We start from the raw sequence: 26,734 nt of genomic DNA, 5'->3' as shown, positions 1-26,734 counted from the left end.
TGTACCTCCCTAATAGGTATATTGCGTTTCATAGGTATTCTCATTGCCGTCGCCGATAAAGCCTGACAGGTCGCTTTTCGAGGAGCCTGCCGCAAAGGTCAGGTCCAGCAGCGTCCAGGTATTCGCGTCAATCTTAAAGCCCACCTCAATCCAGCCTGAGTCCTTCACGTAGACCTCATTCCAGGCATGGTAGATGCCCGACGGCGATATGTAGCCGGTCTCCACCTTGGTCGGGATGCCGCAGGACCGCAGCATGGCTGCCGCCAACGAGGCGTAATCAAAGCAGATACCCGTATTGGTTAAAAAGGTGTCGTCCACTGAGGGGATGTAGCCCACCGGCGGCGACTGGGCCTTGGCGACATCGTAGGTCACATGATCCTTGATGTAGGCGTAAACCGCCTTGACCACGTCCGCGTCCGAGCTCATGCCGGCAGCCTGCTCTCTGGCAAAGGCCACACAGGCGCTGTCCGCGTTGTAGTCCACAATCTGGTTCGGCACCACAAAGGGCGCGAACTCACTTGAGAGAGAGGCATCCACATCCTCCTCCAGAACAGCCGTGTACCGGTTATCGCCTACCCCCACCAGCAATCGTATGGAATAGGTACCGTTTCCCATCTGAAGCGGGAAAATCGTGTACTCGCCCGTGGCGGGTATATCGTAATTGTATTTCACGCCGTCCTTGACCACCTGAAGCTTGGCCGGCACGTCCCCCGTGTAGCTCGCCATCACATAGCCGCTGTCCGCGCCGGTGGTGTCGAAGCCTCCCACATCACAACTGGAGGTGTCTGCGCCAGAATAAGCTGGGATCACCAGCTCCGGCAGCGTGTAGGTGCCGCTTCCTGAGGCCTCCGAGCCGCCGCAGCCCACACCGGCCAGACCCATCAGAAGGCATAAAAAAACAGTCAGAACATATTTAATTTTCTTTATGGGGCTCACCATCCCTCTCCGCCGCGCCGGGCACGCGCCACTGCGCAGATATAACGTATTTTTAGTTATTTTTTGATTTCATTATAGCATATTTTATACTGATTAATAAACACTCTTAAAGTAAATTGCCTATAAACTGGAAAAAATTCGTTTTTAATGCCGTTTTTTTGCTTATTTTACAAAATTCCATTTGAGGCCGCCCCTGCCGCTTTGTAAAAAAGGCAACAAAAAGCACCGCTTTTCTCCAAAATCTCTCAATAAGCATAGCTTTATTATTTTATTTGTCCAGTTAAAGATAACCTTTATACTCTGAAAATAACTTTAATAATCATAAAAACCCACTATTTTTTGCTAAAATCCCCTTAATTTTTTGGCCGGTTTAGCATGTTCTTTTATATTTTTACAAGCGAAAAACACACCCTTAACGCTATTTTTGCTTGATAAACATTTATCAAACAAAGTCCGGCCGGTTTTGGCGACAAAAAGAAGGACTTTTTGGTTTTAAATTCGTAATCAATTACAGTTTTATCGTTGACAAATACAGGCAATTATTATAATATTAATTCAATTAAATATGATGCCATCAAGAAAATATCCTGATAAAGTTTTTTTACCTTTTTCGGATGGTTTTTTTCATAAACCGAAACAGTACTCCTCTGTTTGATCGCGGGCAGGCGATTTCCCCAATCCTCTGCCCACACCTAACTCTATGTTCTATCCATAACAGCATCCGAATTCATTCTCCAAAGAAACAGGACCATCGTATTTAATTGCCAATTTTGCTCATCTCAAAAACAGGCAATCCTCTGCTCAAACCGCCTGTATCTTTGAGATTCCTACCCAAAGCCCGAAAGGGCTTTTACCTTTTTTTGACGCTAGATCAGGCCGAAATGACAACAGGCATTGTAAATACCGTCCTCGTCCACACTGTCGGTTACATAGGTGGCGGTCTGCTTCAGCGCCTCGATGGCGTTTCCCATTGCCACTGTGTAGTCCACTGCGCCGAACATCTCCAGATCATTCTCCTCATCGCCAAAGGCAATGGCCTGTGAGCGGTCAAACCCCAGCAGGCCGAGCATCCGCTCGATGGCAGACGCTTTGGACACCGCCTCCGGGAGAATGTCCAGCACCAGCGGCGCTACCACCCGCGCTTTCAGTCCCTCCTGCGCTGTCCGTACACGGCCCTTCAGCCCATCACCGATAATGGCCAGCTGGTACACACCGTACTCGCAGGCCCGTTCGAGGGCGCCCTCAATACTCACGTCAAAATCGACCGTGTAGGGGCTTTCATTCCAGCACAGCACGTTGCCGGCAGTGCTCTCCAGCACAACCGCCACATCTCGGACCTCTCTGAGTTCACACAGCAGCGCTGCGACCACCTCCGGCGCAAGGAGCTGCCGCCAGACCTCCACGCCGCCGTGGGTCAGGCTCAGCCCGTTGGCCGCAATATAGGTGTCCATCTCCAGATCCGCAACAAACTGGCGGATCACACTGGGCTCACGGCCTGTCACAATGACGGGCTGTATGCCGTTCTCCCTGAGCGCGCACAGGGCCCGGCGCGCCGAGGCCGGCACCCGGTCCAGAAAATTGCTGCTCTCCACCTTGTGGCTGGCCAGCGTACCGTCAATATCAAAAAAAGCGACGCGAATGGTTTCCTTCATGTGTTTTCCTCTTTCGTTTGGATTGTTTTCTTTATTATAGCACGGCTGGGGTCTAAAACAAAAATGCTGTGCGGCAGCACAGTTTAAAATAAAATTGTCCCCTCTGTCAAACTGTGATAGAATGGTCTAAAATGAATCGCCAAACGGGAGAAAACATCAATGAATGACACCGAGTACTTACAAAAGCTGGTCCAGGTCGCCCGGCTCTACTACGAAGAAAACATGACACAGCAGGCCATTTCAAAAAAACTTGGTACGACAAGACAGAGCATATCAAAAATGCTGAGCGAGGCCCGCGAACGCAGCATCGTCGAAATTAAGATCAATGATGTCGAGACCAACCTCAGCAAAGCCGCCCAAATGATAAAGGAAATTTTCCCAATACAAAATGTCACCATTGTTCCCGGCCATTTTAACGATGACGCGCTGGCCCGGAAGATGCTTGCGCAGCGGGCAGCCCTTTATTTTGACGATCTCTGCCGCGAAGGGCTGCATAAAATCGGTATTTCATGGGGCCGTTCTGTCTACAGCTTTGTCGAGCAGTGCAGCGAGAGCAGCCTCTTACAGCGGGCAGATATTTTCCCGCTGGTCGGCGCCAGCAGCCAGGCTGCCGCCTATTTTATGATCAACGAGATGGTGCGGATGCTTTCCGAAAAAACGGGCGGTACAGCCCATTTTATCAACCTTCCCCTGGGTCCCCTGTCGCCAGAGGACTATGAGCTTTTTACCAGGACCCAGGCCTACGCCGAAATATTGGACCAATGGCAGGAAATTGATCTCGCGGTGATCGGTATCGGTGCCATCGGCAACCTGAAGCACCGCTCGTATTACCCGGGTGAGAGCGAGCTCCTCGCCGAGGACTGTGCCAATATCATCGGCGATATCTGTACCCACTACTTTGACCTCCAGGGCCGGATCACTGAGACCATCGGCGCTGCCTCCATGATTCGTATTCCCTTTGAAAATCTGGCAAAGGTTAAACGCGTTTTGGCGCTTGTAAACGGCAACGAAAAAATCGACGCGGTAACCGGAGCACTAAAGCTGGGCATTGTAACAGACATCATCATCGATGAAGCCCTGGCGGAGGGCATCATCGCAAGGCTTTCCTGACAGGCCGCCTGCCTGTTTTCTCTTATTTAACTATTTTCTGCATGAGACTGGCTTTCCAGTCTTTTTTTGCGCCGCCGCGTATAACATTTGTAATTGACAAATGTTATACGCGGTGATATGATGGAGATAACTTTTACATGAAGGGGTGAAAAAAATGAAAATCGCAGGTATTGGAGATGTCTGGATATCTGGAGAGGATATCAAAAGGGGCTTTGCTGCCTTTGCCGAAAGAGGCGAAACCATTGAAACCGTTGAATGGCAGTGCGGCAGCTATGATGCGCTGCAGGCTATCAACCTCGCTGTAGAGACAGGTGGCAGCGAGGCTTATGAGCCGCCCGAGGCCATCAAAAGAGCCGTCGAGGACGCGGATATTATCATCACACAATTCTGTACGGTTACCCGAGACATGATCGACCGCTGTCCCCACCTGAAAGCCATCGGCGTTCTGCGCGGCGGCTATGACAATGTCAACGTCGCCTATGCCACCCAGAAGGGCATCGCGGTTTACAACACACCGGGCAGGAACGCCAACTCTGTGGCAGACTACACGGTTGGGCTGATGATCGCCGAGTGCAGAAATATCGCAAAGGCACACATGAACTTAAAGCTTGGAAACTGGGTACGGGACTATACCAACAAGGAGACAATGCCCGACCTTTCGGGAAAAACTGCCGGTATTGTAGGGTTTGGAGCCATCGGAAAAAAAGTGGCCCAGCGCCTGAAGGGTTTTGAGATGGAGCTGCTGGTCTATGACCCTTACTTTAAACCGACAGCGGAAACCAAAGGCATCGAATTGGTCTCGTTGGAGACACTTCTGCAGCGCTCTGATTTTGTCACCCTTCACTGCCGTCTTACACAGGAAACGGAGAGGCTTTTCGACGCACATATGCTAAGCCTCATGAAGCCCACCGCTTACTTTATCAACACTTCCCGATCGGGTCTTGTCGACGAAAAGGCTTTGTGGCAGGCTCTAAAAGACCATAAAATCATGGGCGCAGCGCTGGATGTATACGACAGGGAGCCGCCAGGAAAAGACTACCCGCTGGTCACGCTTGACAACGTGACCCTGAGCCCTCACATGGCCGGCGGCAGCCGTGACGCTTTTACCCAGTCGCCTGGAATGCTGGCCCGTGAGATGCTGTCTTTTCCGAAGGATAAGACCTCCCGCTTTCTGGTCAATCCCGACGTTCTGTAAACCCTGTTATCAAAAAATACACCACAGAAAGAGGAATAAAAATGGCACTCGTAACCTTATCTAAAATTTTGAAGCCCGCGAGGGATAACCACTACTGTGTCGCTGCCTTTGACACCAGCAATAATGACATGACCCTCGCTATTTTAGAGACAGCGGAAGCGCTGCGCTCTCCTGTTATTCTCATGGCCTTATGTGTCGACATCGAGGGGGACAAAATGGAATACTGGCTTGATGGCGCCCGTAAAATGGCCAGCCGCGCCTCTGTCCCTGTCTGCCTGCACCTCGACCACGCCACCGACACAGCGTTTATCAAGAAGGCTGTTGACAGCGGATTTACCTCTGTCATGTACGATGGATCTGTTCTGCCCTTTGCAGAAAATGTTAAAAACACAAAGAAGGTAACCGAGTACGCCCACGCCCACGGCGTATCGGTCGAGGCTGAGCTGGGCCATGTCGGCGATGGGATTGTCGGTCGTTCAGAAACTGACGTGAAAAAAAACAGGGACGGCGCCTACGACAATCCGGATGACTCACTGACCAATCCGGATGAAATGAGCGCTTTCATCGAAGAGACTAGTGTGGACGCACTGGCGGTTGCTGTAGGTACAGCCCACGGCGTCTATGTCCACGAGCCAAGGCTGCATTTTGACCGGCTCGCGCAGCTGAACAAACTCTCGTCGGTTCCTCTGGTTATGCACGGCGGCTCTGGAACCCCCGACGAACAGGTACGGGAAGCCGTTCGCCTTGGTATCTGCAAGCTCAATGTTTTTTCGGAAATCATTGACGCCTACTACCGCGAGATGAAAAAGCAGCTCAACGAAATGGAAAACATGGCCATTTGGCCTTCAACCGCCAATCTTCGTCCGCTTAACGCGCTAAAAGAAGCCGTAAGCAAAAAAATCATGTTATTGGGTTCAGACAACCGCGCTTAGCACTGATCTTTTGATTATCAAAACAGGGGGGAATCACTATGGAAAGCTATTTAATTGGAATCGACGGCGGAAGCACCTCGATTAAAACCGTATTGTTTGACCAGCGTGGAAAAGAAATTGCCAGCGCGTCTAACCCGACGATGCGTCTGGAATCGCACACACCCGGCTTTGAGACGTTTGACGTCGACCGGCTCTGGGCGTCTACCTCAGCCAGCATCAAATCCATGCTTGCTAAAGCCGCCGTCGACCCTTCGAGAATTGCCGGTATTGGCATGTGCTCTTTTGGCAACGGGCTGATCATTTTAGACCGAGACGGAAAATCCATCGCGCCCGGCGTTTTTTCCCAGGATTACCGGGCCAACACCATTGTCGAGGGCTACAAGCGCGAAGGCTCCTTTGACCGGATCAACGATATTATTAAGGGAACCCTCTACGCGGGGGAACCTGGGCCGATCCTGCGATGGTTTAAAGACCAGAAGCCTGAAGTCTATGAAAAAATAGGCGGAATTCTCTTATTCAAGGATTATCTGATGTATCGTCTGACCGGCGTATTCGCAACCGACGCCAATATTTTTGGCGGCTCGGCCATGCTGGATTTGACAACCACCGACTACTCCACAGAGCTCCTGAACCTGTACGGTATCCCAGAAATTGAGCCTTTTTTACCTGAGCTCGCAACCGAATCCTCACAGATTGTCGGCAGGGTTACCAAAAGGGCCGCAGACGAAACCGGCCTGAAGCCAGGCACGCCAGTGGTTGCCGGTATGATGGATGTCCTGGCCTGCCTGGTGGGGGCTGGAGCCACAGCAGACGGTATTGTAACTGCCGTCGCAGGGACCTGGTGTATCAATGAGACCCATTCCACGCGGATCATCCCAGGCGCTTCGGCAAATATGCCCTACCTCACAAAAGGGGAATATCTGAACTGCGCCTTCACAGGTGCCTCCGGCTCAAATTATGAATGGTTCTGCAAAGCTATGGGCGGGGAAGCAAAATACATTGCCGAAAAGCAGGGTGGCTCTTACTACGAGGTTTTAAACGAGCTGATCGCATCGGTCCCCATTGAGACCTCCAAGGTTATGTACCTGCCTTTTGTCGCGCAGCCGAGCGTCCACCCAAATGCAAAGGCTGAATTTTTCAACATCGACCAGAACACCACCTATGCCGAGCTGGCCTACGCTCTGGCCGAGGGCGTTGCTTTTATGCACCGCTACCACATACGGTTTCTGCGGGACTCGGGCTGTAAAGCGGATGTGGTGCGTCTGACTGGCGGCATCGCCAAAAGTCAGGTATGGGCAAGGATTTTTGCCGACATTATCGAGCTTCCCATCGAGACCGTAGACTGCAATGAAGTAGGTGCACTGGGCTGCGCCATCACCGCAGGGGTTGGCACTGGTCTGTACAAAAGCTACGAGGAAGCTTTTGAGCAGGCCGTTAAGATCAACCCGCCGGTCACATCGCACTCTGAAAACTTCGAGCTCTATGAAAAGCGCTACCAGAACTGGTCACGCCTGATTGAGATCATGAATATTTACTGGAACGAACAATAAAAATTCACACTAAAGACAAAGCCACCATCCTGCACATGCCGCAGGATGGTGGCTTTCTTTGCTTTCTTCAGGCTGATTCTACTTCTTCCGGACCTCATAATACCCGTAGCGCTCAACCGAATCGTCCAGGCCGGCCAGCTTTTCGAGCTGGACCTTCAGGTTGGCGGTTTTGACGTTGTGGGCCACAGCCAGGCCGCCTTTAAAGCTGACGATCACCGCTGCCGCGTAAACGGTCTGGTGGTCTGCCGTAATCTTGAGCAGGGTACCAAAATCCTTCAGCTCCTCGGTGGCAACGCTGCGGATATTCCGCAGCTCAAGCCGCTGCCCCTTGTCATAGGCAATGATGGTGGGCACCCGGTCAATGTCGAGGATGCAGGCCTTTTTAAAATCTGCCAGCGAGGTGAAGCCCTCGCCCTCAAAATAAATAATCTTGTGGTTCATAACGTATACCGCCTTTTTATGAATGTCCGCTGGGGACTCCTGAAATCAAACGCAGGCCGCCAGGGTCAGTTTTTTGCCAGAATCAGCTTTGTCTCTCTGGAAATGTCTTCCGCGGCACTTTCCTGTATGTTCTGGTCGATGATCAGCCCAGTCACGTCCTTCCAGCCGGCGTAGGCAAACAGCCCGGCGCTCTGGCATTTGCTGCTGTCACACACCGTGTAGGTGGCTGTGCTGGCAGCAATGACCTTTTTCTTGAACTCGGCCTCCTCGTAGGACAGCGTGGACGGGCCTGCCAGTCCCTTGAAGCCGTCAGAGCCCAAAAACGCAATGTCGGCGTGCACGGCTGCCAGCGCGCCAGTGGCCCAGTCGCCGACCGCGGCTTTGCTGCTGCTGCGCACCAAACCACCAAACAGGTATACCGCATTGTCAGATTCTGCCAGCATGGCTGCAATGGTCACTGAGTTGGTAAAAATGGTCAGCCCTTCTTTCAGGAGCAGCTGTCTGGCGATGGCGCCAGTGGTGCTTCCCGTGTCCAGTATCACAGCAGCGCCGGGCTGGATAAGCCGGATGGCGGCTGTGGCGATGGCGGCCTTGGCGTCGGCGTGCTCGGATTCCTTAACATTGAGCGGGCGCTCCACAAAATCGCTTTTCGCGATGGCGCCTCCGTGGCTCTTGGTAGCAATGCCCTCCTCCTCCAGATAGATGATATCCTTTCGGATGGTTTCGGTAGAAACGCCAAAGCGCTCGGACAGGTTTCCAACCTTGATGCTGCCTTCCTTCATGAGGATCTGGGCAATGCGGTTCCGCCGGTCTGCTGTCAGTGATTTGCTCATAGGTGTGCCTCCCTTTTCTTTTTTACTATTTTAACACATTTTTCCAACTAATCACAACTAAATAAATGTGATTTATTTTGATTTTTTGCTTGACAGCAATAAATCGCAATGTTATACTTTGGATAAGTTGTGAAACAAGTTTATTTCTATAGCGAATTATTGTGATTTTAAGAAGTGAGGTATAAACATGAAAGCGAAAGCAGTCCGTCTTTACGGAAAAGATGATTTACGGCTGGAAGAATTTGAATTGCCAGAGATCCGGGAGGATGAAATCCTGGTTAAGGTCATGAGCGACAGCATCTGCATGTCGACCTACAAGCTTGTGGACCAGGGCAAGGCCCATAAGCGCTGCCCACAGAACGTGGACACCAACCCGGTCATCATCGGCCATGAGTTTGCCGGCGTGATTGTGGAGGTTGGTGAAAAATGGAAGGATCAGTTTAAGCCGGGCCAGAAATTCGCGCAGCAGCCAGCCCTGAACTACAAGGGAAGACTTGATTCTCCGGGCTACTCCTACGAATGGTGCGGCGGCGCCACTACCTACTGCATCATGCCGCACGAGGTCATGGAGCTGGGCTGCCTGATGCCCTATGAGGGAAAAAGCTTTTACAAGGCGTCTCTGGGCGAACCCATGAGCTGCATTATCGGCGGGTACCACTCAAACTACCACACCAACAAGCGCGACCACAGCCACGCCATGGGCACCAAGGCAGGCGGCAATATTCTCATCATGGGCGGCTGTGGGCCTATGGGGCTGGGCGCAGTGGAATACGGCCTCAACTTTGAGAACAAGCCAAAACGCATTGTGGTGACTGACATCGACGACGCCCGCATCGAACGGGCCAGAACGGTGATCTCACCGGAAAGCGCAGCGCAGAAGGGCATCGAGCTGGTCTATGTGAATACCACCGCTCTGGAGGACGCTTACGATGGCCTGATGACCATCTCGGAGGGACACGGCTACGACGATGTTTTTGTGTACGCGCCGATCCGTCAGGTCGCTGAGCTGGGCGACCAGCTGCTGGCCTTTGACGGCTGCATGAACTTCTTTGCCGGCCCCACCAACAAGGACTTTATGGCCGATATTAACCTGTACAACGTCCATTACACCAGCAGCCACATCATGGGCACCACCGGCGGTGACAACAATGACCTCATTGAGGCCAACGCTCTGGCCGCCAGAGGCGTCATTGACCCGTCGGTGATGGTCACCCACATCGGCGGCATTGACAGCATCGCGGAGGCGACTCTGGGCCTGCCCAAAATTCCGGGCGGCAAAAAGCTCACCTACACTCAGTTCAATATGCCTTTGACGGCCATTGAAGATTTTGCTAAACTGGGGGAAACAGATCCGCTGTTTAAAAAGCTGGCAGACTGCTGCGACGCCCATAACGGATTGTGGAATGACGACGCTGAGGCCATCCTTTTCAGACATTTCGGCATTTGCGCCGAAGCCTGAGCGCACAGAGCCGCTGACATCACCGAGCCGACACCGTTTTTAAATGATTTTGTAAATTTTGAAGGAGAAGTATCATGAAAGAGAAAGTTCAGGTTTTCGGCCGTTTTTTAAGCAGCATGGTTATGCCCAATATCGGCGCCTTTATCGCCTGGGGGCTGATCGCTGCCCTCTTTATCAAAACCGGGTGGCTGCCCAACGAACAGCTTGCACAGCTGGTGGACCCCATGAGCCAGTATCTGCTGCCGCTGCTCATTGCCTACACAGGCGGTAAGCTCACAGGCGGCTCCCGCGGCGGCGTTATGGCTGCCATTGCCACGATGGGTGTCGTTGTCGCCACGGATGTGCCGATGTTTTTAGGCGCCATGATTATGGGGCCCTTTGCCGGCTGGGTCATTAAAAAATTTGACGCCCTGGTCGAAGGGCACATCAAGGCCGGGTTTGAGATGCTGATCAACAATTTCTCGGTTGGCATTCTCGGCGGCATCCTCGCCATTCTGTCCTACTATGTCTTTGCGCCGGCCATGCTGGCTGCCACTGGCGCTATGGCTGCCGGCGTCCAGTTCTTTGTGAACCACAGCATCCTGCCCCTTGCCAGTCTCTTTATCGAACCGGCCAAGGTGCTGTTCCTGAACAACGCCATCAACCACGGTATTCTGACCCCACTCGGTTTACAGCAGGTTCAGGAAGCCGGAAAATCCATCTTTTTTCTCATGGAATCCAACCCGGGTCCTGGTCTTGGTATTCTGCTGGCCTACTGCCTCGCCGGGAAGGGCAGCGCCAGGGATACGGCGCCGGGCGCCATTATCATCCATTTCTTTGGCGGTATCCACGAGATTTATTTTCCCTATGTGCTCATGAACCCCGTCCTGCTTCTGGCGGTCATGGGCGGCGGCGCTGCGGGTGTCTTTACCTTTAACCTGCTGGGCGCTGGCCTGGTCGGCCCGGCCTCACCGGGTTCCATTCTCGCCATTATGGCCATGGTTCCCAAAAGCGGCGGCTACCTGGGCGTGCTGGCCGGTGTGGCCGTGGCAGCGGTCGTCTCCTTTGCCATTGCCCTGCCACTGCTCAAAATCTTTGGCAAAGACGAAAACCTCGAGGACGCCATCGCCAAAAAGGACGCCATGAAAGCCGCCGCCAAGGGCGAGACCGCCCCAGTCCTGAGCCCGGATACCGACGTTTCTGCCATCCGCCACATCGTTTTTGCCTGTGACGCGGGTATGGGCTCCTCAGCCATGGGCGCCACGGTTCTCAGCAAGAAGCTGAATGCGGCCGGCCGAGACGACATCTGCGTAGAGCACGCCTCTGTCTCCGATATTCCGTCCCACGCCCAGATTGTCGTGACCCATCAGGACCTGCGCGAAAGGGCCGCTCACAGTGCCCCTCAGGCAGAGCTTGTGCTGATCACCAACTTCATGAACGCGCCAGAGTACGATGTGCTGGCCGCACGCCTGTCCCAGATTGACACCCCAGCCGACCGCGAAGCGGCCAGCATCTGTCCTGAGACCAAAGCGGCCCATAACGCCTCCGAAATCCTGCCCCTTAACAGCATTCAGACCGGCTGCGCCCCCGATGACAAGGAGGCTGTGATCCGCCGGGCCGGCCAGATGCTTGTGGACAGCGGCTGCGTGGACGCAGACTACATCCCGGCCATGATCAAGCGCGAGGAATCCTTCGCGACCCATATCGGAAACGGTATCGCCATCCCCCACGGCGTTGAGGAGGCAAAGGCTAAAATCAAGCGAACCGGCCTGTCTGTCCAGCTCTTCCCAGACGGCACTCCCTGGGGCGACGTCACTGTAAAGGTCGTGATCGGCATTGCAGGAGCGGGCGATGACCACCTGGACATCTTAGCCAATATCGCCACCAAGCTGGCCGCGCCGGAGGCCGTTGACGCGCTCATGGATAAAACGCCAGAGGCGCTCCAGATATTTTTTACCCAGGCGTAAGGCGCCATCCTGTATGGCGATAGCCAATCGCAGAAATAGGAAGCCTCACAGACCTCTTTGAAAAAATTTTAATTAACGCTTGACTTAAAGTTAACTTCAAGTTGTATCATTAACTTGAGTCGATTATAAGAAACAAGTCAATCAAAACATACAAGGAGGATTTTTTAAATGAGTAAAGTATTCGTTGCATATTTCAGCGCAAGCGGTGTGACAAAGACTGTGGCCGAAAAACTGGCGCAGGAAATCAAGGCGGATTTGTTTGAGATCCAGCCGGAAACGCCCTACACAAGCGCAGACCTCAACTGGCAGAACGCCAAAAGCCGAAGCTCTGTTGAGATGAACGACAGAAGCAGCCGTCCGGCAATCCGTTCACGGGTGGCAGATATGGGGGCGTATGATGTGGTGTTCGTTGGATTTCCAGTGTGGTGGTACCGTGAGCCCTCCATTATCGACACGTTCATGGAGGACTATGATTTTTCAGGAAAGACGGTCGTTCCCTTTGCTACGTCTGGCGGCAGTCCCATTGGCAGCTCCGGCAAAAATCTGGAGGCTCTGGCCCCAGGCGCAAAAGTCGAAAGCGGAAAACGGTTCGCGGCCAATACGCCCGGCAGCGAGCTTGCCGCCTGGGCCGCGCAGTGGCTGTGATGTCGTTGAGAGTAGCTGGGCTCATGCACTGATAAAGCTCCAGGCCCTTTTCTGTTTTTAGTTTGTTATCCTAAAAAGAACCCTGATTTTTCATCAGGGTTCTTTTTATGGTTAACAATAATTATATGACTTGATTTCATTTGAGTTCTTCTTGTGCGCTGCCAACGCATTTTTTCAAGTAGTTTTGGAACTCCTCATAGTAACTTACACGTTTTACAATGGTGCAGCGTTTATCATAAATGCCCTTTTCCAGGGCGCTAAATAAAAGAGGTTTTTCACAATGCACTTTGTCTTTCAAAAATTTGAGAATAACGATACCATTGAGTGTACCCTGAGTCAGCGCAAAATAATCTGGGCTTGTTGCTTCCCATATAACTTGGGTAAAATAAAGTTTTTGGTCACCTGCTTTTAAAACGAACACGAATGTATTCAACTCCTTTGATGATGCCGCCATGGCAGCTGTAAGCTGCCACGGCGGTTCTTTTAAAGTCATATAAAAATCATTTTGGCGCGGATTTTTATATGAGATAAAGGAAAGATATATATTAATCAGGCATTGCCTGTTAATACCTTAAATGTTTTACCAAAACGTTTAGACATACACTTGATAAGAACTTCAAAAATTACTCTTTTTTTCTGAAAAGCATGATAAAACAAAGCAGCAGAAAAATTCCAAGCAATAAGATAATATCTGCATGGGATGTTAAAATGCCCGTATAAACATTTTTATCCGCGCTCTGCGTGCCGCCGCCATTCGATGACTTTTTCCGAAGGACCACCTTTTCTTCATCTTTTGGTGTTACCAGTGATTGCTCCACTGTTTCATACCCGGTTTTGTGCACTCGATAGGCGTAGGTATGCCCCGCGGGAAACTTTGTTTCGTAGCGCCCGTCACTTTGAGTTACGCCTAAAAGCTGATACCCCAGGACGCTGTTAGCCCAAACATCAATGGTTGCGCCGCAAACGGGCTCACCTGTTTCCTCTACCACCAAAAAATGCATGCTCTGGCCGGGAATACTGGCGATATCAATATATACATCTGTGCTTCCCTGCGCCGCAGAAACGACCATTGGAAAAAAACACAGGATGGTCATTATAAAAAGAGTCCTTTTGATTTTTTTCATGCAAATCCCCTAATTTTTAACGGTGATGTTTATTTTTACAACAGCGGCACCGATAGGTGCTTCATCAGGGTTTTGATAAGCAAGAAAGCGGGCCGTTGCCGGGTATTCACCTGCGCTCAGGTTTTTACTCAGCTTTGCCTCATTGATATAGTACCCGGGCTCCAACAAACCGGATTGGTAAATTTCTTCTCCGTTATCATCTTTTGTGATGGTAACGGTATAAGAATAATGATTTTTTTCGATATTTTCGATTCTTAAATCTCCCTGCGCGCTGCCGTTTTCAAAAACCGGATTGGGGTTCATGCTCACATTCATCATTCCCTCGGCAACGGTAGCGTTGAGCCTGTCTTGTATCTGGTCTTCTGTCATACCTGGCAGGATGCCGATTTCGGCATTGCGGTCTTTATAAATCTCATGGGGCGTTCTAAAGACTGTCCACCACAAAATAATTCCAGCGGCTAAAAGCAGCAGAAGCATAAAAAACAGTATAATGCGGCGCCGCTTTTTACTCTTTGTCTGCGCTTTCCCGTTGATGGCATTTTGTTCCTTCATACTTCTGCTCCTTTTGATAACAGCCTGCCCTCAAGCCAGCCTGAGCCTACGCTTGACTTTTTTTCTGGATGTTCCATTCAATCACGAAGGAACGGGCCGATTGTTCAACGGACGTATAATCGCTGGGTCCGCCGCCGGCTTTAACCGCTGCGCTCATATGGGCAATGCTGTTGGCCGGCACATCAAATCCTCCGGAAAAGCTAATGGTGCTGTTCTGATCCGGCCCAATGGTCCCAGCCTTAACGTTATTTAAAGTCAATGACATGGTCTTCGCATCGCCCGTAGCCGTAGTGACGTCATCCTTAATCGTCCAGCCACTTCTGGCAAGGTTGACCACTTTGGCGCTTGTAATCTGAGCGGCCTTGTCTCCGGTATTCTGGAAGGTGACACGCTGGGCATTAGGCTGCGTTACGGCGTCGCCGGAGTGGGTTACCGTGCCAGCGGCATCTACCATATAGTCCCCCAAAAGGGTGGTAAGGCTTGATGACCCGTCACTCACGACAGCAATGGCCAGGCTGGTAGGGACTGTGACACTCAGGTTTTCGGGCGCAGTTTGTGTTACCCCGACATAAACATCGGAATTACCGCCGGCCGGATTGTCATTTGCCGCAAATGCGCTTCCGCCACATCCCATTAATAAACCTGCTGTCAGCACAACTGCTGCCAATTTCTTTTTAATCATTTTTCTCTCTCCTTTTTACGCTTTTATTTTTGAATATTTTTTAATTTTGAACCGTAATGGTCAACTGAATGTTGACTAAACCAATTTCTTTCATGGTTTCCGGGTCTGTTATCCGAAAAACCGCAGTACACGGATATTCTCCTTTGGGCAACGCCTTATCCAGCTTTGCTTTTTCAATGTTCTGATTGGGCTTAATGCCTTTACTTGAAAAAATGGTTTCTCCGTTGTCATTTCTTATAATAGTCACTGTTGTATAGTAATGATTGGCCTGAATGTTTTCAATCCAAAGATCCCCTTCCGCGTTTCCATCCGAAAAAACAGGATTGGGATTGATGGACGCGTTAAACATTCCCTTACTTACAACCGTATCCAGTATTTTTTGTACATCCTCTTTTGTATGGGCATCGATCAGGCCGTCACGCGCCTGTTTATCAAACAAATAGTCGTCTGGCGGACGGTTCAACCACCAGATCAGACCTCCAGCCACGCAAAGCGCCGCAAAGACCAGAATTGCGATTAAAACGCTTCGCTTTCGTTTCTTTACCTTTGCTGCCTTCTCTCTTTCCTCATCCATTACCGTTACCACCTCCTTGTTGAACCTTGTAGTAGTTTTTAGAGCCCCTCTCCAAGGGCCGGCGCGCAAGTCTTCTGCGCTTTAAAAAGGCTTATTGACCGGGTTTAACCTCCAGGGTGACAGGGTATTCTAACGTGCTGACTACCTTACTGTCTTTCAGGATATAAAACCGGGCGGTACACGCTTGAACGCCTGCCTCAAGGGGGCCTGTAAGCACAGCCTTATCCACGCCTTCGCCAGGCTTTAAATCCTCTGAGGTATAAAGAAGCCTGCCCGTTTTATCGGACACCAGCAGCATTCGGGTATCAAATTTGTTTTCCTGAGGATTTCTGAGATAGAGCTCCGCTTCGGACTCTGGTGTTTCCAGCACGATCCAGCTGTTAATGCGCACCGTGAACTGGCTGGCGTCGGCGTTTTGCTGAACCTGTTTTTTTAACTGCTCCAAATCGGCTGTGGGTACTTTCCCAACTCTGGGGTCCAGATCAAAAATTTTATGGAGGGGTGACCACAGCAAAAGAACCGCGGCCACCACAAGGAGCAGGACCCCGCCCACAGCGCGGCGCTTTGTTTTTTTTATGTTCATGGCTTTGCTTCGACAAATCTGAAGTGCATCGCAAAACGGTTTTCCTGAATGTCTGTCTGCAAAATATTCGCGTTATAGGCGCCGCCAAAGGTAAACTGCCCCCAGTTTTGATTCTCTGGGGCAATTGCTGAATCCATCTTACCCAGATAAACCAGCTTACTGCCATCAATACTGGCGATGTCGGTTTCAGCCATTCCTTTAAAGGCGTTGCCTGCACGCTGGCTTGCCTTGACGGTTAAACTGATTTCATTTGCGCCATAACTCCCCGCTGCATTCTGGCGAACAAGGTTCAGCCTTTTTGTGGTGCCCGTATTGGTTGTATCCATTTTTTCGATATACGCGTCCACCGCAAAGGGATTGTAATTTGAGATGGTCAAATCCGGTGCGATTATCTCATTTGTTTTGCCCTGTACCGCAAAAATTTCGACATTGGTTGGCACACTCACATTCGCAACCGAAGCGGGCTGAACATGAACCTGAACCGTTTTCGTCAGAACCTGGCCCGGGTTTGGCGGGTCGGGAATGGTGAGGGTAACTGTACCGTCGCCTTCTGCGACGCCCGTAAGGGTGCCGTTTTCCGGGTTTAGTGTAAAATGTGTGCCGCCGTCTTCTGAGGTGATTGTTGGTTTTATCCTGAAGTTTTCCTCGCTCATAAGGTAGTCTGGCGTTATCTGGTAGGGTATGTCCAGGGTGCTGTTAACCGACAGGTAAAAATCGGTCGGGGCTTCCAGGCTGCGCTCATCAATCAGACCGCCGTTTTCATCCTGCAGGCTTCGATCATCCAGTAAAAAATAGTCGGTTTCTGCATCTCCTGCTCCGTTTTCTTTAAAAACCGAGCTTTCATAGGGCAGATCCCCTTTGCCTGCCAGGGTCAGCTTTTGCCCGCTTGGAATTTTAAATTTCAGCTTATAGTTTCCATGATAGCCTACGAGCATGCTGTAAGATCCGTCGGCCCCGGTGGTGGCGGACGCAACACATTTCGGCGCGGCCGGAGGCTTCTCCCCGTGGGGGTCGACGCCGTCATCCCAAAGCTCAACCTCTATCCCCGCGATACCGGGCTCAAAGGGATCCTTCACCGAGTCGGCCTTTTTATCGTTCCATATGCTTCCCGCCACTGTGTAGGGAAGCATGTTAAAGGTCATGAGCGGCGTATAGAGCTTTTGACCGCGCGTACCGCTGCTGTCGGTGTACCGGTAAATACCGCTGAAATAATCCACCAGGTTATTAACATTGTTCTGGTCTGGCGGGCGGTGTCCGATTTTTAAACGGGTACTCGTTAAAATCGTTTTTTTCGACTCCACCTGGGGCGCCTGAATTTTGACCATGGTCACATGGCTGAGAGCATCCTCGAGTGTGGGGTATGTACCGTCTGTCACCAGCGCTTCAATCTCTTCTTTTGTTTTATAGTTCGCCTTCTCCTGCGGAGTTTCCACACCGCCATCCTCTAACAGGCTCATTTTATTATGGTCATCGCCATCAACGTCTTCCGGATTGGCCGACAGGTAATAGGCAATCTGCATTTGGGATTCTGAAATGGGATTACCGTCTGAGGTAGCGGTAATAAAATCTCCCAGAGAGGTATCGAATTGCGACACAAATTCTTGTCTATTCCCATTTTCGTCGACATACTCAATGTGATGGTTTTTTTTGGGAATGTGGTAATAGCCGATAAAATCCGTCCCTCCAATCGGGTTTTGGTCCAGAATTTCCAGTATCTGCACAAAGCCTGCTGTTTGATGGGGGTAAAGCTTCGCATCCCTGCTCTCCAGACCGCTGATGGGATCGACCAAATAACCGTCTACCCTTGTTTTAGAAGCTTTTGTAATCTCAAGCGTTCCGTTTGCGGGCGCGGCGCTTTGATATACCAAGCTGACGGTGTCGCCATCGCCGTCAATATCATAGCTATCCTGGAAGCGGCTGGCTGCGTTCGCGTATTTTGGCAGAAGCTCTACTGGCGTCATGCCCTTTGTCTTGGACAGCTGCAAATAACCCTTTTCGTTTATAATTCCCTCCCAGTCCTTTACGTCAAGCTTTTTCCCAACCAGGTTTTTTTCCGCCCATTTGTCGGAGCGGTAAATGGCGGGAACCACCTCGGTTCTGCCAATTTCGGCTGTCATTTTTGCCTGTACCTTAAACTCCCACGTTTCTATGGGAGCCTTAGGCGAAAAACTGCCTCTTGTAACAGGATTAATGTTATAGCCTGTACTGCCAGTGCCTACAAACCGAAGCCGCAAAAGACCGTTTCCTTCTTTCTCCGTTCCTTTAAACTTTTCATAATTGGGCAGCCATTCCTCAATGACCTTATAATTCCTGCCGCCTGTCTGGACGTTTTTATAGGAGCCTGGAACGTAATTAAAATTCTTGTTGATTTCAATGGCGTAGGTGGGGTCATAGGCGAGATCTGCCAGGCTTAGCCGCAGCGTTTGGGTTGCCCCCTGTAAAAGGCTCTGCCCGCTGGCGTCCAGCTCCGGCGGAGCTACGGTTATTTTTCCCTTGCTGTCGTATTCTGGTAAACCAATGGTATCAAACATCAGCCCTACCTTTGGGTACAGAAATGTATTGCCAGTGCTATACTGGTTCTTCGGTTTTCCCCCAAGACTGCTGAAACGCAGCAGGGTCGAAAACGTAACCCTCGCATATTGATTCTCAGTTCCTGTATCAATATCCTGAAACTCGGTTCCGTCAGGCAGCACCCGGTTTTGTGTGCTGAGCTCATCGATGCTGAGCTCAGCCACTGCCATTTTAGGCATTGATGACAGGCTCATTTCATAGCTAAGGGCATACTCATTGTCCCCCAGCCCAAAATCGACCTGAGCTGTGGCTTTACCGTTGGCCACTTTAAACTGCCCAGGCGCGACGGTTTTGGTGACCACGTCGTTGTTTTGTTTTACACAGAGGACTGTTACTGTCGGCGGTGCGGTCAAATAATCCCCTCCGCTCAGGGTAATGGTAAAGGTACTTTTGTTGATCAGCTTATAAAACCAATTCCCGTCAGACGTCGTTTTGGCGCTATAGCTGACATCTTTCAGGTCCTGAAACGTCTGGCCCGGCCCTGGGTTTTTTTGTGTATTGGTGACTTTCATAAATCCCACATTCTCAAAAACCGTTTCCGGCATAAAGCCCACGCCGGAAATCATAGTATTGGGGGTCTCCGGGGGGTAATATGACACGTAATCGCCGCCGCTGTAAACAAGGCTGCTCAGTGGCCTGCCCGGCTGCAGCACCTGGTACATAAAATTTTTCGTGGATGGCATTTCGCCATACCACGATGTCTTGCCGTATCCACCAAAGTCATGATCAAAACCAATATTGAATTTTTCACCATCTGTCAGCGGTGTTCCATCCAGGTGCTTTGTCTGTAAATCTACTAATAAATTATGTTGAAACCCCGCCGCCGAGGGACTATAGAGCTCCACTTTCGTAATATAGGTGTTATCGGTATAGGGTTTTGGCTTAATGACTTGATCCACCATATCGCTCACTCCCTTTGTTTCTGATGTGTTATCACTCCAGGTAAAGGTAACGGCTATATCCTGCGGAAATTCCCCCTTCACTCCGATCACACGCGCGGCAGCGTCATCAGGTTCGATTGTATAAACCATGGTATCCGCAAGTCCGGGATTTGTGGGGCCGTTTCTTTCATAGGGAATCGCAGATTGATATGAACGGATGGGTTCAAGCGCCATATTGGACCCTGTCAGCTCGGTGTAGGTTTTGTACTCATTGGGTTTAAAGCTAAAGGGTCTGGCTTTATCCTTCCCAATGATTGGTGTACAGGGTATGCTGTCCGGAACCAGCGCCGAACGGTCATAAAAGGACTGGTCAATATGCTGTCCGTAAATAACGCCTTTAATATGCCACGGACGCCCTGTCTCATTCCGGTTTGTCAGGCTTGGGTCCACGTTGTTATCATAAAAATTATGCCATTTTCCAATGCTCAGCTGCTGACTGTTGGCGCCCACACCTGTAAAATCCAGTGTCATTCTAAATTTCAGTTCCGCCGGCACCTCATTCCCCCCGGTTCCGTCCAGGGTGTCACAGGTTAACGTCAGGTAATTGGCTGTACTGTCATAAGAAACCTTCACACCGCTTGTCTGTTCTGCCGGCAAACCCGTTACCTTCACGCCATTGGGCAATGGGATTTTCAGCTCGACGCCTTTCATATAGCGGTCTGTAATTTCTTCTTTGTAATTGGGGTCCATTCCTCCATCTGTCCTGGTTGTCGCATTGGCACGTTTGACTGTATACTCGGTTTCCTGGGTTTTCCACGCTCCTGTGTTAAGATCGGTTATGCCCTCGGCCTTAACCGCCAGCACCATCCCGCTGTTACCAAAAAGATTATCCGGCGAGCGGGGAAAGCTCGTATCTGTTATTGTGTTTTGCCGCGTGTAAATGGTACTCTCCATATTTTTCGCGGTCACTTTAAAATCCGATTTGGCCTTTATTCCCACCGCGGTTTCGCTGCCAAGCTTTTCGGTGGCTTCAAGCCCGGTAATCCAGCTGTCCGCAGGGTCAATACGCAGCGTGTCCATAAACTGCTTCTCATCGCTGACTTTCATTGAAAACTGAAAAGCCACATCATCCGCTGTTGTTACCGTATCGGCAATATAAACGCGCATGCCTTTGTCTCCGGATTTTTCCAAATACCCGGCACTTGCCACTATATCACCATCCGCTACCGGCAGCGCAGTGATTTCAAGACCGCTTGGCGTAAAGCCAAGAATGTCTATGTATTTTCCCGCCTCATCTCCTGTTGGCCGGTAGTTTACACTAATCACGCCCGCGTCGGGCGCCATATATGTTGTTTCTCCATTTCCTGGCGTCAAATTTATGTAGGCATTCTCCGTACCGGATTGCAGCAGATTGGCTTCCTTTTCTTTTGGCAGCTTCTTATTTTCAAGAGGCGGCAAACTGTCTGTTTTATTTTCCGGCGCTGCTGACGGCGCCGGGGATTCCATTGCGTCCTTCTCCGGGGACTGTCTCTGGCTTTCTGTGTTTTCCGGCTTTTGAGGACCCGCGCTGTTGTTACTATAAGAAGAACTTCCGCCGCCGCTCTGGTCCAGCGCTTTCTCTGCCAATACGGTATTTGTAAATTCTGAAGTGATCGGCAAAAGCATACAGAGCGCCAGAAGGACACACAGCATCCGTTTAATGGTTGTTTTCTTCATGACTCTCCTCCTTTGCTACTTCAAATACATCAAAAAATTTTTTAATAATTGCTTTCTTTTATATTAAATTACATATAAAAATCAATATAAAAAAACCAATCAAAAAGGTAGACCTTTTTAACCAGTTATGTTATACTTAGCAGAAAATATATTTATAAAATATTTTGGCGATTTGGCGCATATTCAAATGTTTTACTTCTTTATATACGTAAATATATGGAAATTTGATCAAAAAAAATTTGACCAAAAAGGTCTACCTTTTTCTTCGTTTTTTTCGATTTTGCTTAAATTAAACAATATTTTATCTTTTTATAATGAATTCTTTTTACATTCTTTTTTATTGCTTTCGATTTCTTTAGCGTCTTCCTCATGTGCCCATTTTAAAAAGGTTGGCGGGCTTACACGAAGTACTTTAGCTGCATCCTTGGTTTTTATCTCCTTTCTTTTCCATTTTTCATAAACAGCCGCAAAGTGCTCGCTTTTGAGTTTCCTGCCGTTCCTCATTCGCAACGGTATCGGGTATTGGCCGCTTTGTGTCACCCACCGTTTAAAGGTGCCTCCGCTGACGCCAAGCAATGCCGCCGCTTTGTTCTGGCTGATCTCCCCCTTCAGCCATCTCTGGCAGACAGGCTCAAAGCCTTCGGGAATGGTCAGGGGTTTTCGTCCCAGGTGTTTTCCCTGTTTTTTTGCTACCGCGATGCCCTCGGCCTGGCGTTCCTTAATATTGTTTCGTTCTACCTCTGCCACATAAGATAAAAGCTGCAGCACAATATCCGCAATGAGGGTTCCTGTTAAGTCTTTGTGCTTTCTGGTGTCCAGCAGGGGCATATCCAGCACAATAATGTCCACCCCCATTTCCTGCGTCAGCATCCGCCACTGCTCCTTAATTTCGGTATAGTTTCTTCCAATCCGGTCGATGGATTTGACAAACAAGCTGTCGCCCCGGTGTAATTTTTTTAGTAATTTTTGGTACTGCGGCCGTTCAAAGTCGGCGCCGCTCTGTTTGTCCATCAATAACTGTTTTGTCTTGATTCCCGCACGCTTCATTGCTTCGAACTGGCGCGCTTCATTTTGTTCTTTTGTCGAAACACGTATATAACCATATTCTTTCATGTGCATTTTCCTCCAGTCTTCTTTTTTTATACCCAACTTTGGCCCCACCTGTCCTTTTTGCTTTTTGGGCTCTTTTTTAGACTTCGGTTATCTGAGCCGTTTTCATCTTTTTCTTTAAAAACAAAAATCCTTTTGCATCTGGGACTGGTTTCAGGAAACCACTCCCTCTTATTATATTATATTATATTATACTTTTACAAAAGGGCTAAAAAACAGATGCGGTTAGAGACAGGCTGCCCCATACCCTGGATACGTCAACTGCTTTTACGATTATTCTTTTAATACAGCGCGAAAAAGCCCTTTGACGATCTAAAACCGCCAAAGGGCCAAGCCTATTTTTTATTCATTTCTTCTCCATCGACCGGCCGTGCCATTGATTACGCTGACGCTTTGCCTGTCTATGCCCATATCCTATTATAAACGGGCCGCCCGTGTCATCCTTTTTTGAAAAGGATGATGCCTTCTAACGCCAGATCTCCACATGGTCGAACTGGCGGTCTGGATACTCGATAACCCCAAGCCCCAGCGCCCGGGCCGCTGCGGCCACCTCGTCACAGGGCACCCCCGGGCAGTACAGGTCGGCCGCGTGGCCGGACAGGTGCCAGGAGTTCTCGATACCGCCCACCTCGGCGTTGCGTCTTTCACAGCGAACACCGGAGGTAATGATGATGGGCTGGTCAAACACACACCGCAGCTCCTCCACCTTTCCCAGCAGCTCCGGGTCCATTTCCGCGGGCCAGCCGTCACAGTAGCCCGCGCAGTCGCAGGCGTATTCAGACATAAGGAAGTGCTCCGATGCCCAGGGGCCCTTGGTGAGGATGGGGTCCTCAGGCAGGGGGTGGTCGATGACGGCTCCGTCCTGCGGGGTTTCGGGCGGTGGCGACGGCGCTGATACCGACGGTTCTGCCTGGGGCACAGGCACCTCCTCCGGCGCTATGCTCAGGCCAGTGAGAAAAACGCAGGAAATCAGGATCAGGATTGATAAGATTAATCTTCGACTGATGGTTTTGTAGAAATTTTTCATTTGGGTCTCCCTTCAACCTTCCACATAAAAAAGGGGCTTTCGCCCCATTTTTACTCTACGGCCACGTCGGTGGTGGTGGTGTCTACGCGCTTGGCGCCAGAGAGTTTGGCGAGGGGGAAGCCTTCGGGCTTGAAGATATTATCGGTTACGATGCCGTCTGCGCCAGTTTTGACTTCCTCGTCGGTGAGCCCCTCCTTATAGTGCGGGATGGTCATCCTGAATTCCTTGCCGTCGGTGCGTTCAAAATACATTACCAGTTCTTTTTTCTGTTCGACTGCCATGTTTTATCTCCTTTCAAATTTGAATGTGCTGCTTACACGATCTCGGTGATGTCGCTGGTAGTGACACGCTCGCATCCTTCGCCGATGGGCTCCTGCATGCCGGTGATGTGCTTGTAGGCGCTTCTCATCTGCTCCTTGGTGGCTTCGTGGTCTACGTCGCCGTAAGATTTGCTGGAGCGTTCGATTTTCCCCAGTTTTTCACCGTGGTTGACGGTTACCTTGAGCTTGGTGTCCTTTTTGGTTTCTTCGACTGCCATGTGTATTTCTCCTTTTCGGTTTGTATTTTGTATGGCGCTTTGCCTTACACTCTATACATACTTTTTTGAAGGTCAAAATGGGACCCCCTTTAAGGATTTTTTTAAATTTTTCAGCCCTTTGTCTCTTAATTTTCGGACGGCTTTGTGGGTTACGCCCATTTCCTTACAGATCTGCACAAGGCTTTTACTTTCATGAAAACTCTGGTAAAGGACCTTTCCCTGCCTGGCGGACAAGGCGTGCACACTTTGCCAGAGCCGCTGTTGGTCCTCTCTCTCGATATAGCAGCCTTCCAGGTCGATGGCTTCATCGGCAATCACTTCCTCCAGTGTTAACCCATCGCTGCTGCCCGCGGGCGCTGACAGCAGTTTCTCTGCTGTGACAGAATGGTTGAACTGTCCGCTCTGCCACTTTCGGTAATAGAGCTGTAAATGGGTCTTGATAAAAGCGTTAAAGCGGCCGCCCTTGGTTTCGTCATATTTTTTCATGCCTTCCATAAACGCCACTACGCCGTCCTGGTATGCGTCCTCATAGTCTGCCGGGCCGATGCCGGTCATGCACTGCATGGTGCTTAAAATCAGGGGTTTAAAGGTTATGACGAGCCTCTGGCCCGCCACTCGGCTGCTTTCTCTTTCGGGGCTGTTATCCGGGGATTCCTGCCCGTGTTTATAGGTTGCGACTAAATCGTCAATCGCTTTGTAGTTGCTCAAATATCCCTCCTATGCGTCCTCATAGACGTCTGTAATCTCAAGCACAAGGCCGGGAAACTGGTCTTCGACGGCGGCGCTGAGCTCGTTAAAGTCGTCTTCGGCCTCCTCGGCGCTGCGGGCGTAAAAGCCGGCCTGCATCCGGCACTCGGCCTCGACCATGTAGGCCCGGCGGCAGCGTATGATGGCCGGGTCTTTTCCATATCGATTCATGTTGTTACCTCCAATTTCAATGCTTCTTTTTGCTTCTCCTCTCTGGCGGCCCAGATGGCGTTAAAGGCGGCAACCTCGTCACCGGGGTACTGTGCCCGGATGGCAGCTTTCTCCTCCTCGGTGATCTGGGGCAGCAGATTGAACCGGGGAATAAACGGCGCGTCCTCCTGATTAGAATACAATAGAGAAGCCTGTTTATGATTTATATTTATGAACGGGGACACTCCGGTCACAGGGGGCGGGACAGCTTGTGTCCAGATTTGTGTCACACTGTCCCCTGTCTCTGCCCTGAGGGCTGCCATGCCCAGCCCCCTGTCAAAGGGTACCAGGCGGTAGGTACCTGCCCGCTGGCCTTTGTCCTTTTGGTACGTCACCCGTTTGTGGTCTATGAGGTACCCTCTCTGTCGCAGCAGTACGCGCCGGTCTTTGACACCTAAAAGGGGCATGAGCACTGTGTTGGGTACCTTGAAGTCCACGGGCCAGTGCCAGCTGCCGTCCTCTGCCCGGACGGCGGCTTTGTTGTTGTAATACATGAGCAGGTGCCAGTAGGCCTGAAGCAGCGGGCTCATGGGGTGGGTCTCCAGCCATTTGTAAAAGGCCAATATTTCGGTCAGGTAATTCATCGGGTAGAAAAGAGCAGGCCGAATATGCCGCCGGCATCCACACATGTCATTTTTCTCAGACTCAGGATATCGTGGCTCACAGGCGCACCGCCTTTGGGTCCATGCCATGCTCCTCAAAGAGCATTTTAGCGAACAGGAGCTGGCCAAAGAGTGTGATCCTGATCCTGTCCTCATCAAGCATGATGATTTCGTCCAGTGCTTTTTGGGTTGGCACCTGGGTAAGCTTCCGGTTTTTCTGGTAACGGATATAGCCCTTTTTCCGCAGCCAGGCATAAAACGCGTGCAGGCCGATGTCCAGCCCCTGAGCCTGAAGCTTTTTGACCAGATGCTCCACGCTGCATTCCAGCTCCTCCTCCATCAGCCGGTTCTCTGACGGGGGCGTCGGCTCTGTCTCCCTCAGATAGATCCGGGCCTTCTCCTCATAGACCTGCTGCAGAGCGTCCAGCTGTTTTTCCAGAAAGCACAGCTCAATACGTTTGTCAATGGCGGGCAGGGTCTCAAAACTGCCTAAAATACGGTCCTCCTGTTTCAGGGCGCACGAACCACACCATGGCTTGAATGCTTTTTTGTCCGTTCCGGTGCTTGGGGTTGTTTGTTTACAGTTCATTGTAAACCTCCTGTAAAATAGAATAATTTGATTTCAGCGGTGCTCTTTTTTTCTTGCTCCTGCTGATGGTTCTATCTTACAGGAATTTGTGGTTTTAACGGATGCAAGAACGTGTTTTTATTATCATAAATCAAAAATTATTTTTATTCTCTGCCGCCAGCGGTACACGGTGCTCAGTTCTCCGTAAAAGGGCATGGTGAGCACCGGGCGGCCCCGGCGGGGCTTTAGGGGCTTTTCGTCCAGTTCATCGTTTTCAAACACATGTAAAAGGGTATGGGCAACGGTAAACAGGGTATGGCGCAGCCAGCGCCCCGCGAAAACGGGCAGCACACGCTGGCGTCTGGCGCAATGCCTGCACTCGCAGCTGCATACCCACAGCACGTACAAATTGCCGTCGGCGTCCTCCACCTCCTTGGACAGGCCGTTGACTACATGGTTTCTGCCGTTTCTTTTCACCAGGCGCAGGGTTTTCTTTTTGAGCGCGCGCTGGCAGTAGCGGCAGACGTGGCGGCTGTGGCCGTGGTAGATG

The 26,734-nt window shown here is 50.7% G+C and carries 27 protein-coding genes; 7 read left to right on the top strand and 20 right to left on the bottom strand.

Annotated elements, in window-relative coordinates:
* Positions 1-9: 9 nt before the first annotated feature.
* Both BUC22_RS07240 and BUC22_RS07235 read right to left on the bottom strand, forming a co-directional pair.
* Positions 10-936, bottom strand: coding sequence for a transglutaminase-like domain-containing protein (locus BUC22_RS07240; RefSeq protein WP_159435619.1), 927 nt, complete (start codon positions 934-936; stop codon positions 10-12).
* Positions 937-1,802: 866 nt separating this feature from the next.
* Positions 1,803-2,588, bottom strand: a complete 786-nt coding sequence (locus BUC22_RS07235; protein ID WP_013378775.1) for an HAD-IIB family hydrolase — start codon at positions 2,586-2,588, stop codon at positions 1,803-1,805.
* 159 nt (positions 2,589-2,747) lie between these two features.
* Between BUC22_RS07235 and BUC22_RS07230 the strand changes: the two genes are divergently transcribed.
* From BUC22_RS07230 to BUC22_RS07215, 4 genes are all read left to right on the top strand, one after another.
* Positions 2,748-3,698 (top strand): sugar-binding transcriptional regulator, encoded by a 951-nt coding sequence (locus BUC22_RS07230; protein WP_013378774.1) that lies wholly within the window; start codon positions 2,748-2,750, stop codon positions 3,696-3,698.
* 154 nt (positions 3,699-3,852) lie between these two features.
* Positions 3,853-4,893 (top strand): 2-hydroxyacid dehydrogenase, encoded by a 1,041-nt coding sequence (locus tag BUC22_RS07225; RefSeq protein WP_013378773.1) that lies wholly within the window; start codon positions 3,853-3,855, stop codon positions 4,891-4,893.
* Between the two features lie 41 nt (positions 4,894-4,934).
* Positions 4,935-5,825 (top strand): class II fructose-bisphosphate aldolase, encoded by an 891-nt coding sequence (locus tag BUC22_RS07220; RefSeq protein ID WP_013378772.1) that lies wholly within the window; start codon positions 4,935-4,937, stop codon positions 5,823-5,825.
* Positions 5,826-5,863: 38 nt separating this feature from the next.
* A complete protein-coding gene (locus BUC22_RS07215; RefSeq protein WP_013378771.1) occupies positions 5,864-7,375 on the top strand; it encodes an FGGY-family carbohydrate kinase in 1,512 nt (503 codons plus the stop codon).
* 78 nt (positions 7,376-7,453) lie between these two features.
* Here BUC22_RS07215 and BUC22_RS07210 read toward each other — a convergent pair whose 3' ends face one another.
* Positions 7,454-7,816 carry a hypothetical protein gene (locus BUC22_RS07210; RefSeq protein WP_013378769.1) on the bottom strand — a complete coding sequence of 121 codons (363 nt, stop codon included), beginning with the start codon at positions 7,814-7,816 and terminating at the stop codon, positions 7,454-7,456.
* 65 nt (positions 7,817-7,881) lie between these two features.
* The gene (locus tag BUC22_RS07205) at positions 7,882-8,649 is read right to left on the bottom strand and encodes a DeoR/GlpR family DNA-binding transcription regulator (RefSeq protein WP_013378768.1); all 768 of its coding nucleotides are present in this window, start codon (positions 8,647-8,649) and stop codon (positions 7,882-7,884) included.
* A 187-nt stretch (positions 8,650-8,836) separates the two neighbouring features.
* Here BUC22_RS07205 and BUC22_RS07200 point away from each other — a divergent pair, with 187 nt between their 5' ends.
* The 3 genes from BUC22_RS07200 to BUC22_RS07190 all read left to right on the top strand — a co-directional run bounded on the left by BUC22_RS07200 (position 8,837) and on the right by BUC22_RS07190 (position 12,699).
* Positions 8,837-10,108, top strand: coding sequence for a zinc-binding dehydrogenase (locus tag BUC22_RS07200; protein WP_013378767.1), 1,272 nt, complete (start codon positions 8,837-8,839; stop codon positions 10,106-10,108).
* 74 nt (positions 10,109-10,182) lie between these two features.
* On the top strand, positions 10,183-12,054 hold the full coding sequence (locus BUC22_RS07195; protein ID WP_013378766.1) for a PTS mannitol transporter subunit IICBA: 1,872 nt from the start codon (positions 10,183-10,185) through the stop codon (positions 12,052-12,054).
* Positions 12,055-12,222: 168 nt separating this feature from the next.
* Positions 12,223-12,699 carry a flavodoxin gene (locus BUC22_RS07190; RefSeq protein ID WP_013378765.1) on the top strand — a complete coding sequence of 159 codons (477 nt, stop codon included), beginning with the start codon at positions 12,223-12,225 and terminating at the stop codon, positions 12,697-12,699.
* A gap of 136 nt (positions 12,700-12,835) precedes the next feature.
* Here the strand turns inward: BUC22_RS07190 and BUC22_RS07185 are convergent, their stop codons facing one another.
* The 16 genes from BUC22_RS07185 to BUC22_RS07110 all read right to left on the bottom strand — a co-directional run.
* A complete protein-coding gene (locus tag BUC22_RS07185) occupies positions 12,836-13,192 on the bottom strand; it encodes a hypothetical protein (protein WP_123876022.1) in 357 nt (118 codons plus the stop codon).
* A 130-nt stretch (positions 13,193-13,322) separates the two neighbouring features.
* Positions 13,323-13,823 carry a carboxypeptidase-like regulatory domain-containing protein gene (locus BUC22_RS07180; RefSeq protein WP_013378763.1) on the bottom strand — a complete coding sequence of 167 codons (501 nt, stop codon included), beginning with the start codon at positions 13,821-13,823 and terminating at the stop codon, positions 13,323-13,325.
* A 9-nt stretch (positions 13,824-13,832) separates the two neighbouring features.
* Positions 13,833-14,375, bottom strand: coding sequence for a hypothetical protein (locus tag BUC22_RS07175; RefSeq protein ID WP_013378762.1), 543 nt, complete (start codon positions 14,373-14,375; stop codon positions 13,833-13,835).
* Positions 14,376-14,421: 46 nt separating this feature from the next.
* Positions 14,422-15,057 carry a hypothetical protein gene (locus BUC22_RS07170; RefSeq protein ID WP_013378761.1) on the bottom strand — a complete coding sequence of 212 codons (636 nt, stop codon included), beginning with the start codon at positions 15,055-15,057 and terminating at the stop codon, positions 14,422-14,424.
* 40 nt (positions 15,058-15,097) lie between these two features.
* Complete coding sequence (locus tag BUC22_RS07165; protein ID WP_013378760.1) at positions 15,098-15,631, bottom strand: hypothetical protein; 534 nt, start codon at positions 15,629-15,631, stop codon at positions 15,098-15,100.
* Between the two features lie 91 nt (positions 15,632-15,722).
* Positions 15,723-16,214 (bottom strand): hypothetical protein, encoded by a 492-nt coding sequence (locus tag BUC22_RS07160; protein WP_013378759.1) that lies wholly within the window; start codon positions 16,212-16,214, stop codon positions 15,723-15,725.
* Positions 16,211-21,382, bottom strand: a complete 5,172-nt coding sequence (locus BUC22_RS07155; RefSeq protein ID WP_073382645.1) for an SdrD B-like domain-containing protein — start codon at positions 21,380-21,382, stop codon at positions 16,211-16,213. Before BUC22_RS07155 ends, BUC22_RS07160 begins: the two co-directional genes overlap by 4 nt.
* A 309-nt stretch (positions 21,383-21,691) precedes the next feature.
* Positions 21,692-22,495: a recombinase family protein gene (locus BUC22_RS07150; protein ID WP_013378755.1), complete on the bottom strand. Its 804-nt coding sequence runs from the start codon at positions 22,493-22,495 to the stop codon at positions 21,692-21,694.
* Positions 22,496-22,958: 463 nt separating this feature from the next.
* A complete protein-coding gene (locus BUC22_RS07145) occupies positions 22,959-23,519 on the bottom strand; it encodes a YcbK family protein (RefSeq protein ID WP_013378753.1) in 561 nt (186 codons plus the stop codon).
* Between the two features lie 50 nt (positions 23,520-23,569).
* A complete protein-coding gene (locus BUC22_RS07140; RefSeq protein WP_013378752.1) occupies positions 23,570-23,800 on the bottom strand; it encodes a DUF2922 domain-containing protein in 231 nt (76 codons plus the stop codon).
* Between the two features lie 32 nt (positions 23,801-23,832).
* On the bottom strand, positions 23,833-24,057 hold the full coding sequence (locus tag BUC22_RS07135; protein WP_013378751.1) for a DUF1659 domain-containing protein: 225 nt from the start codon (positions 24,055-24,057) through the stop codon (positions 23,833-23,835).
* A 72-nt stretch (positions 24,058-24,129) separates the two neighbouring features.
* On the bottom strand, positions 24,130-24,765 hold the full coding sequence (locus BUC22_RS07130; RefSeq protein WP_013378750.1) for a sigma-70 family RNA polymerase sigma factor: 636 nt from the start codon (positions 24,763-24,765) through the stop codon (positions 24,130-24,132).
* Positions 24,766-24,774: 9 nt separating this feature from the next.
* Positions 24,775-24,975: a hypothetical protein gene (locus BUC22_RS07125; RefSeq protein ID WP_013378749.1), complete on the bottom strand. Its 201-nt coding sequence runs from the start codon at positions 24,973-24,975 to the stop codon at positions 24,775-24,777.
* Entirely contained in the window at positions 24,972-25,598 is a 627-nt protein-coding gene (locus tag BUC22_RS07120; protein WP_013378748.1) for a hypothetical protein, read from the bottom strand. Before BUC22_RS07120 ends, BUC22_RS07125 begins: the two co-directional genes overlap by 4 nt.
* A 76-nt stretch (positions 25,599-25,674) precedes the next feature.
* Positions 25,675-26,205, bottom strand: a complete 531-nt coding sequence (locus BUC22_RS07115) for a toxin-antitoxin system (protein ID WP_013378747.1) — start codon at positions 26,203-26,205, stop codon at positions 25,675-25,677.
* A gap of 123 nt (positions 26,206-26,328) precedes the next feature.
* A partial coding sequence (locus BUC22_RS07110; protein WP_073382643.1) for a hypothetical protein occupies positions 26,329-26,734 on the bottom strand: 406 nt, incomplete at its 5' end.

The sequence above is a fragment of the Eubacterium callanderi genome (assembly GCF_900142645.1).
Taxonomy (GTDB): domain Bacteria; phylum Bacillota; class Clostridia; order Eubacteriales; family Eubacteriaceae; genus Eubacterium; species Eubacterium callanderi.
This window is presented reverse-complemented; position numbering and strand designations above follow the sequence as displayed.

Excerpts from the sequence above, each read along its gene's own strand:
- BUC22_RS07235 (WP_013378775.1), bottom strand. The coding sequence starts at position 2,588 with ATGAAGGAAACCATTCGCGTCGCTTTTTTTGATATTGACGGTACGCTG.
- BUC22_RS07230 (WP_013378774.1), top strand. The coding sequence starts at position 2,748 with ATGAATGACACCGAGTACTTACAAAAGCTGGTCCAGGTCGCCCGGCTC.
- BUC22_RS07225 (WP_013378773.1), top strand. The coding sequence starts at position 3,853 with ATGAAAATCGCAGGTATTGGAGATGTCTGGATATCTGGAGAGGATATC.
- BUC22_RS07220 (WP_013378772.1), top strand. The coding sequence starts at position 4,935 with ATGGCACTCGTAACCTTATCTAAAATTTTGAAGCCCGCGAGGGATAAC.
- BUC22_RS07215 (WP_013378771.1), top strand. The coding sequence starts at position 5,864 with ATGGAAAGCTATTTAATTGGAATCGACGGCGGAAGCACCTCGATTAAA.
- BUC22_RS07210 (WP_013378769.1), bottom strand. The coding sequence starts at position 7,816 with ATGAACCACAAGATTATTTATTTTGAGGGCGAGGGCTTCACCTCGCTG.
- BUC22_RS07205 (WP_013378768.1), bottom strand. The coding sequence starts at position 8,649 with ATGAGCAAATCACTGACAGCAGACCGGCGGAACCGCATTGCCCAGATC.
- BUC22_RS07200 (WP_013378767.1), top strand. The coding sequence starts at position 8,837 with ATGAAAGCGAAAGCAGTCCGTCTTTACGGAAAAGATGATTTACGGCTG.
- BUC22_RS07195 (WP_013378766.1), top strand. The coding sequence starts at position 10,183 with ATGAAAGAGAAAGTTCAGGTTTTCGGCCGTTTTTTAAGCAGCATGGTT.
- BUC22_RS07190 (WP_013378765.1), top strand. The coding sequence starts at position 12,223 with ATGAGTAAAGTATTCGTTGCATATTTCAGCGCAAGCGGTGTGACAAAG.
- BUC22_RS07185 (WP_123876022.1), bottom strand. The coding sequence starts at position 13,192 with ATGACTTTAAAAGAACCGCCGTGGCAGCTTACAGCTGCCATGGCGGCA.
- BUC22_RS07180 (WP_013378763.1), bottom strand. The coding sequence starts at position 13,823 with ATGAAAAAAATCAAAAGGACTCTTTTTATAATGACCATCCTGTGTTTT.
- BUC22_RS07175 (WP_013378762.1), bottom strand. The coding sequence starts at position 14,375 with ATGAAGGAACAAAATGCCATCAACGGGAAAGCGCAGACAAAGAGTAAA.
- BUC22_RS07170 (WP_013378761.1), bottom strand. The coding sequence starts at position 15,057 with ATGATTAAAAAGAAATTGGCAGCAGTTGTGCTGACAGCAGGTTTATTA.
- BUC22_RS07165 (WP_013378760.1), bottom strand. The coding sequence starts at position 15,631 with ATGGATGAGGAAAGAGAGAAGGCAGCAAAGGTAAAGAAACGAAAGCGA.
- BUC22_RS07160 (WP_013378759.1), bottom strand. The coding sequence starts at position 16,214 with ATGAACATAAAAAAAACAAAGCGCCGCGCTGTGGGCGGGGTCCTGCTC.
- BUC22_RS07155 (WP_073382645.1), bottom strand. The coding sequence starts at position 21,382 with ATGAAGAAAACAACCATTAAACGGATGCTGTGTGTCCTTCTGGCGCTC.
- BUC22_RS07150 (WP_013378755.1), bottom strand. The coding sequence starts at position 22,495 with ATGAAAGAATATGGTTATATACGTGTTTCGACAAAAGAACAAAATGAA.
- BUC22_RS07145 (WP_013378753.1), bottom strand. The coding sequence starts at position 23,519 with ATGAAAAATTTCTACAAAACCATCAGTCGAAGATTAATCTTATCAATC.
- BUC22_RS07140 (WP_013378752.1), bottom strand. The coding sequence starts at position 23,800 with ATGGCAGTCGAACAGAAAAAAGAACTGGTAATGTATTTTGAACGCACC.
- BUC22_RS07135 (WP_013378751.1), bottom strand. The coding sequence starts at position 24,057 with ATGGCAGTCGAAGAAACCAAAAAGGACACCAAGCTCAAGGTAACCGTC.
- BUC22_RS07125 (WP_013378749.1), bottom strand. The coding sequence starts at position 24,975 with ATGAATCGATATGGAAAAGACCCGGCCATCATACGCTGCCGCCGGGCC.
- BUC22_RS07120 (WP_013378748.1), bottom strand. The coding sequence starts at position 25,598 with ATGAATTACCTGACCGAAATATTGGCCTTTTACAAATGGCTGGAGACC.
- BUC22_RS07115 (WP_013378747.1), bottom strand. The coding sequence starts at position 26,205 with ATGAACTGTAAACAAACAACCCCAAGCACCGGAACGGACAAAAAAGCA.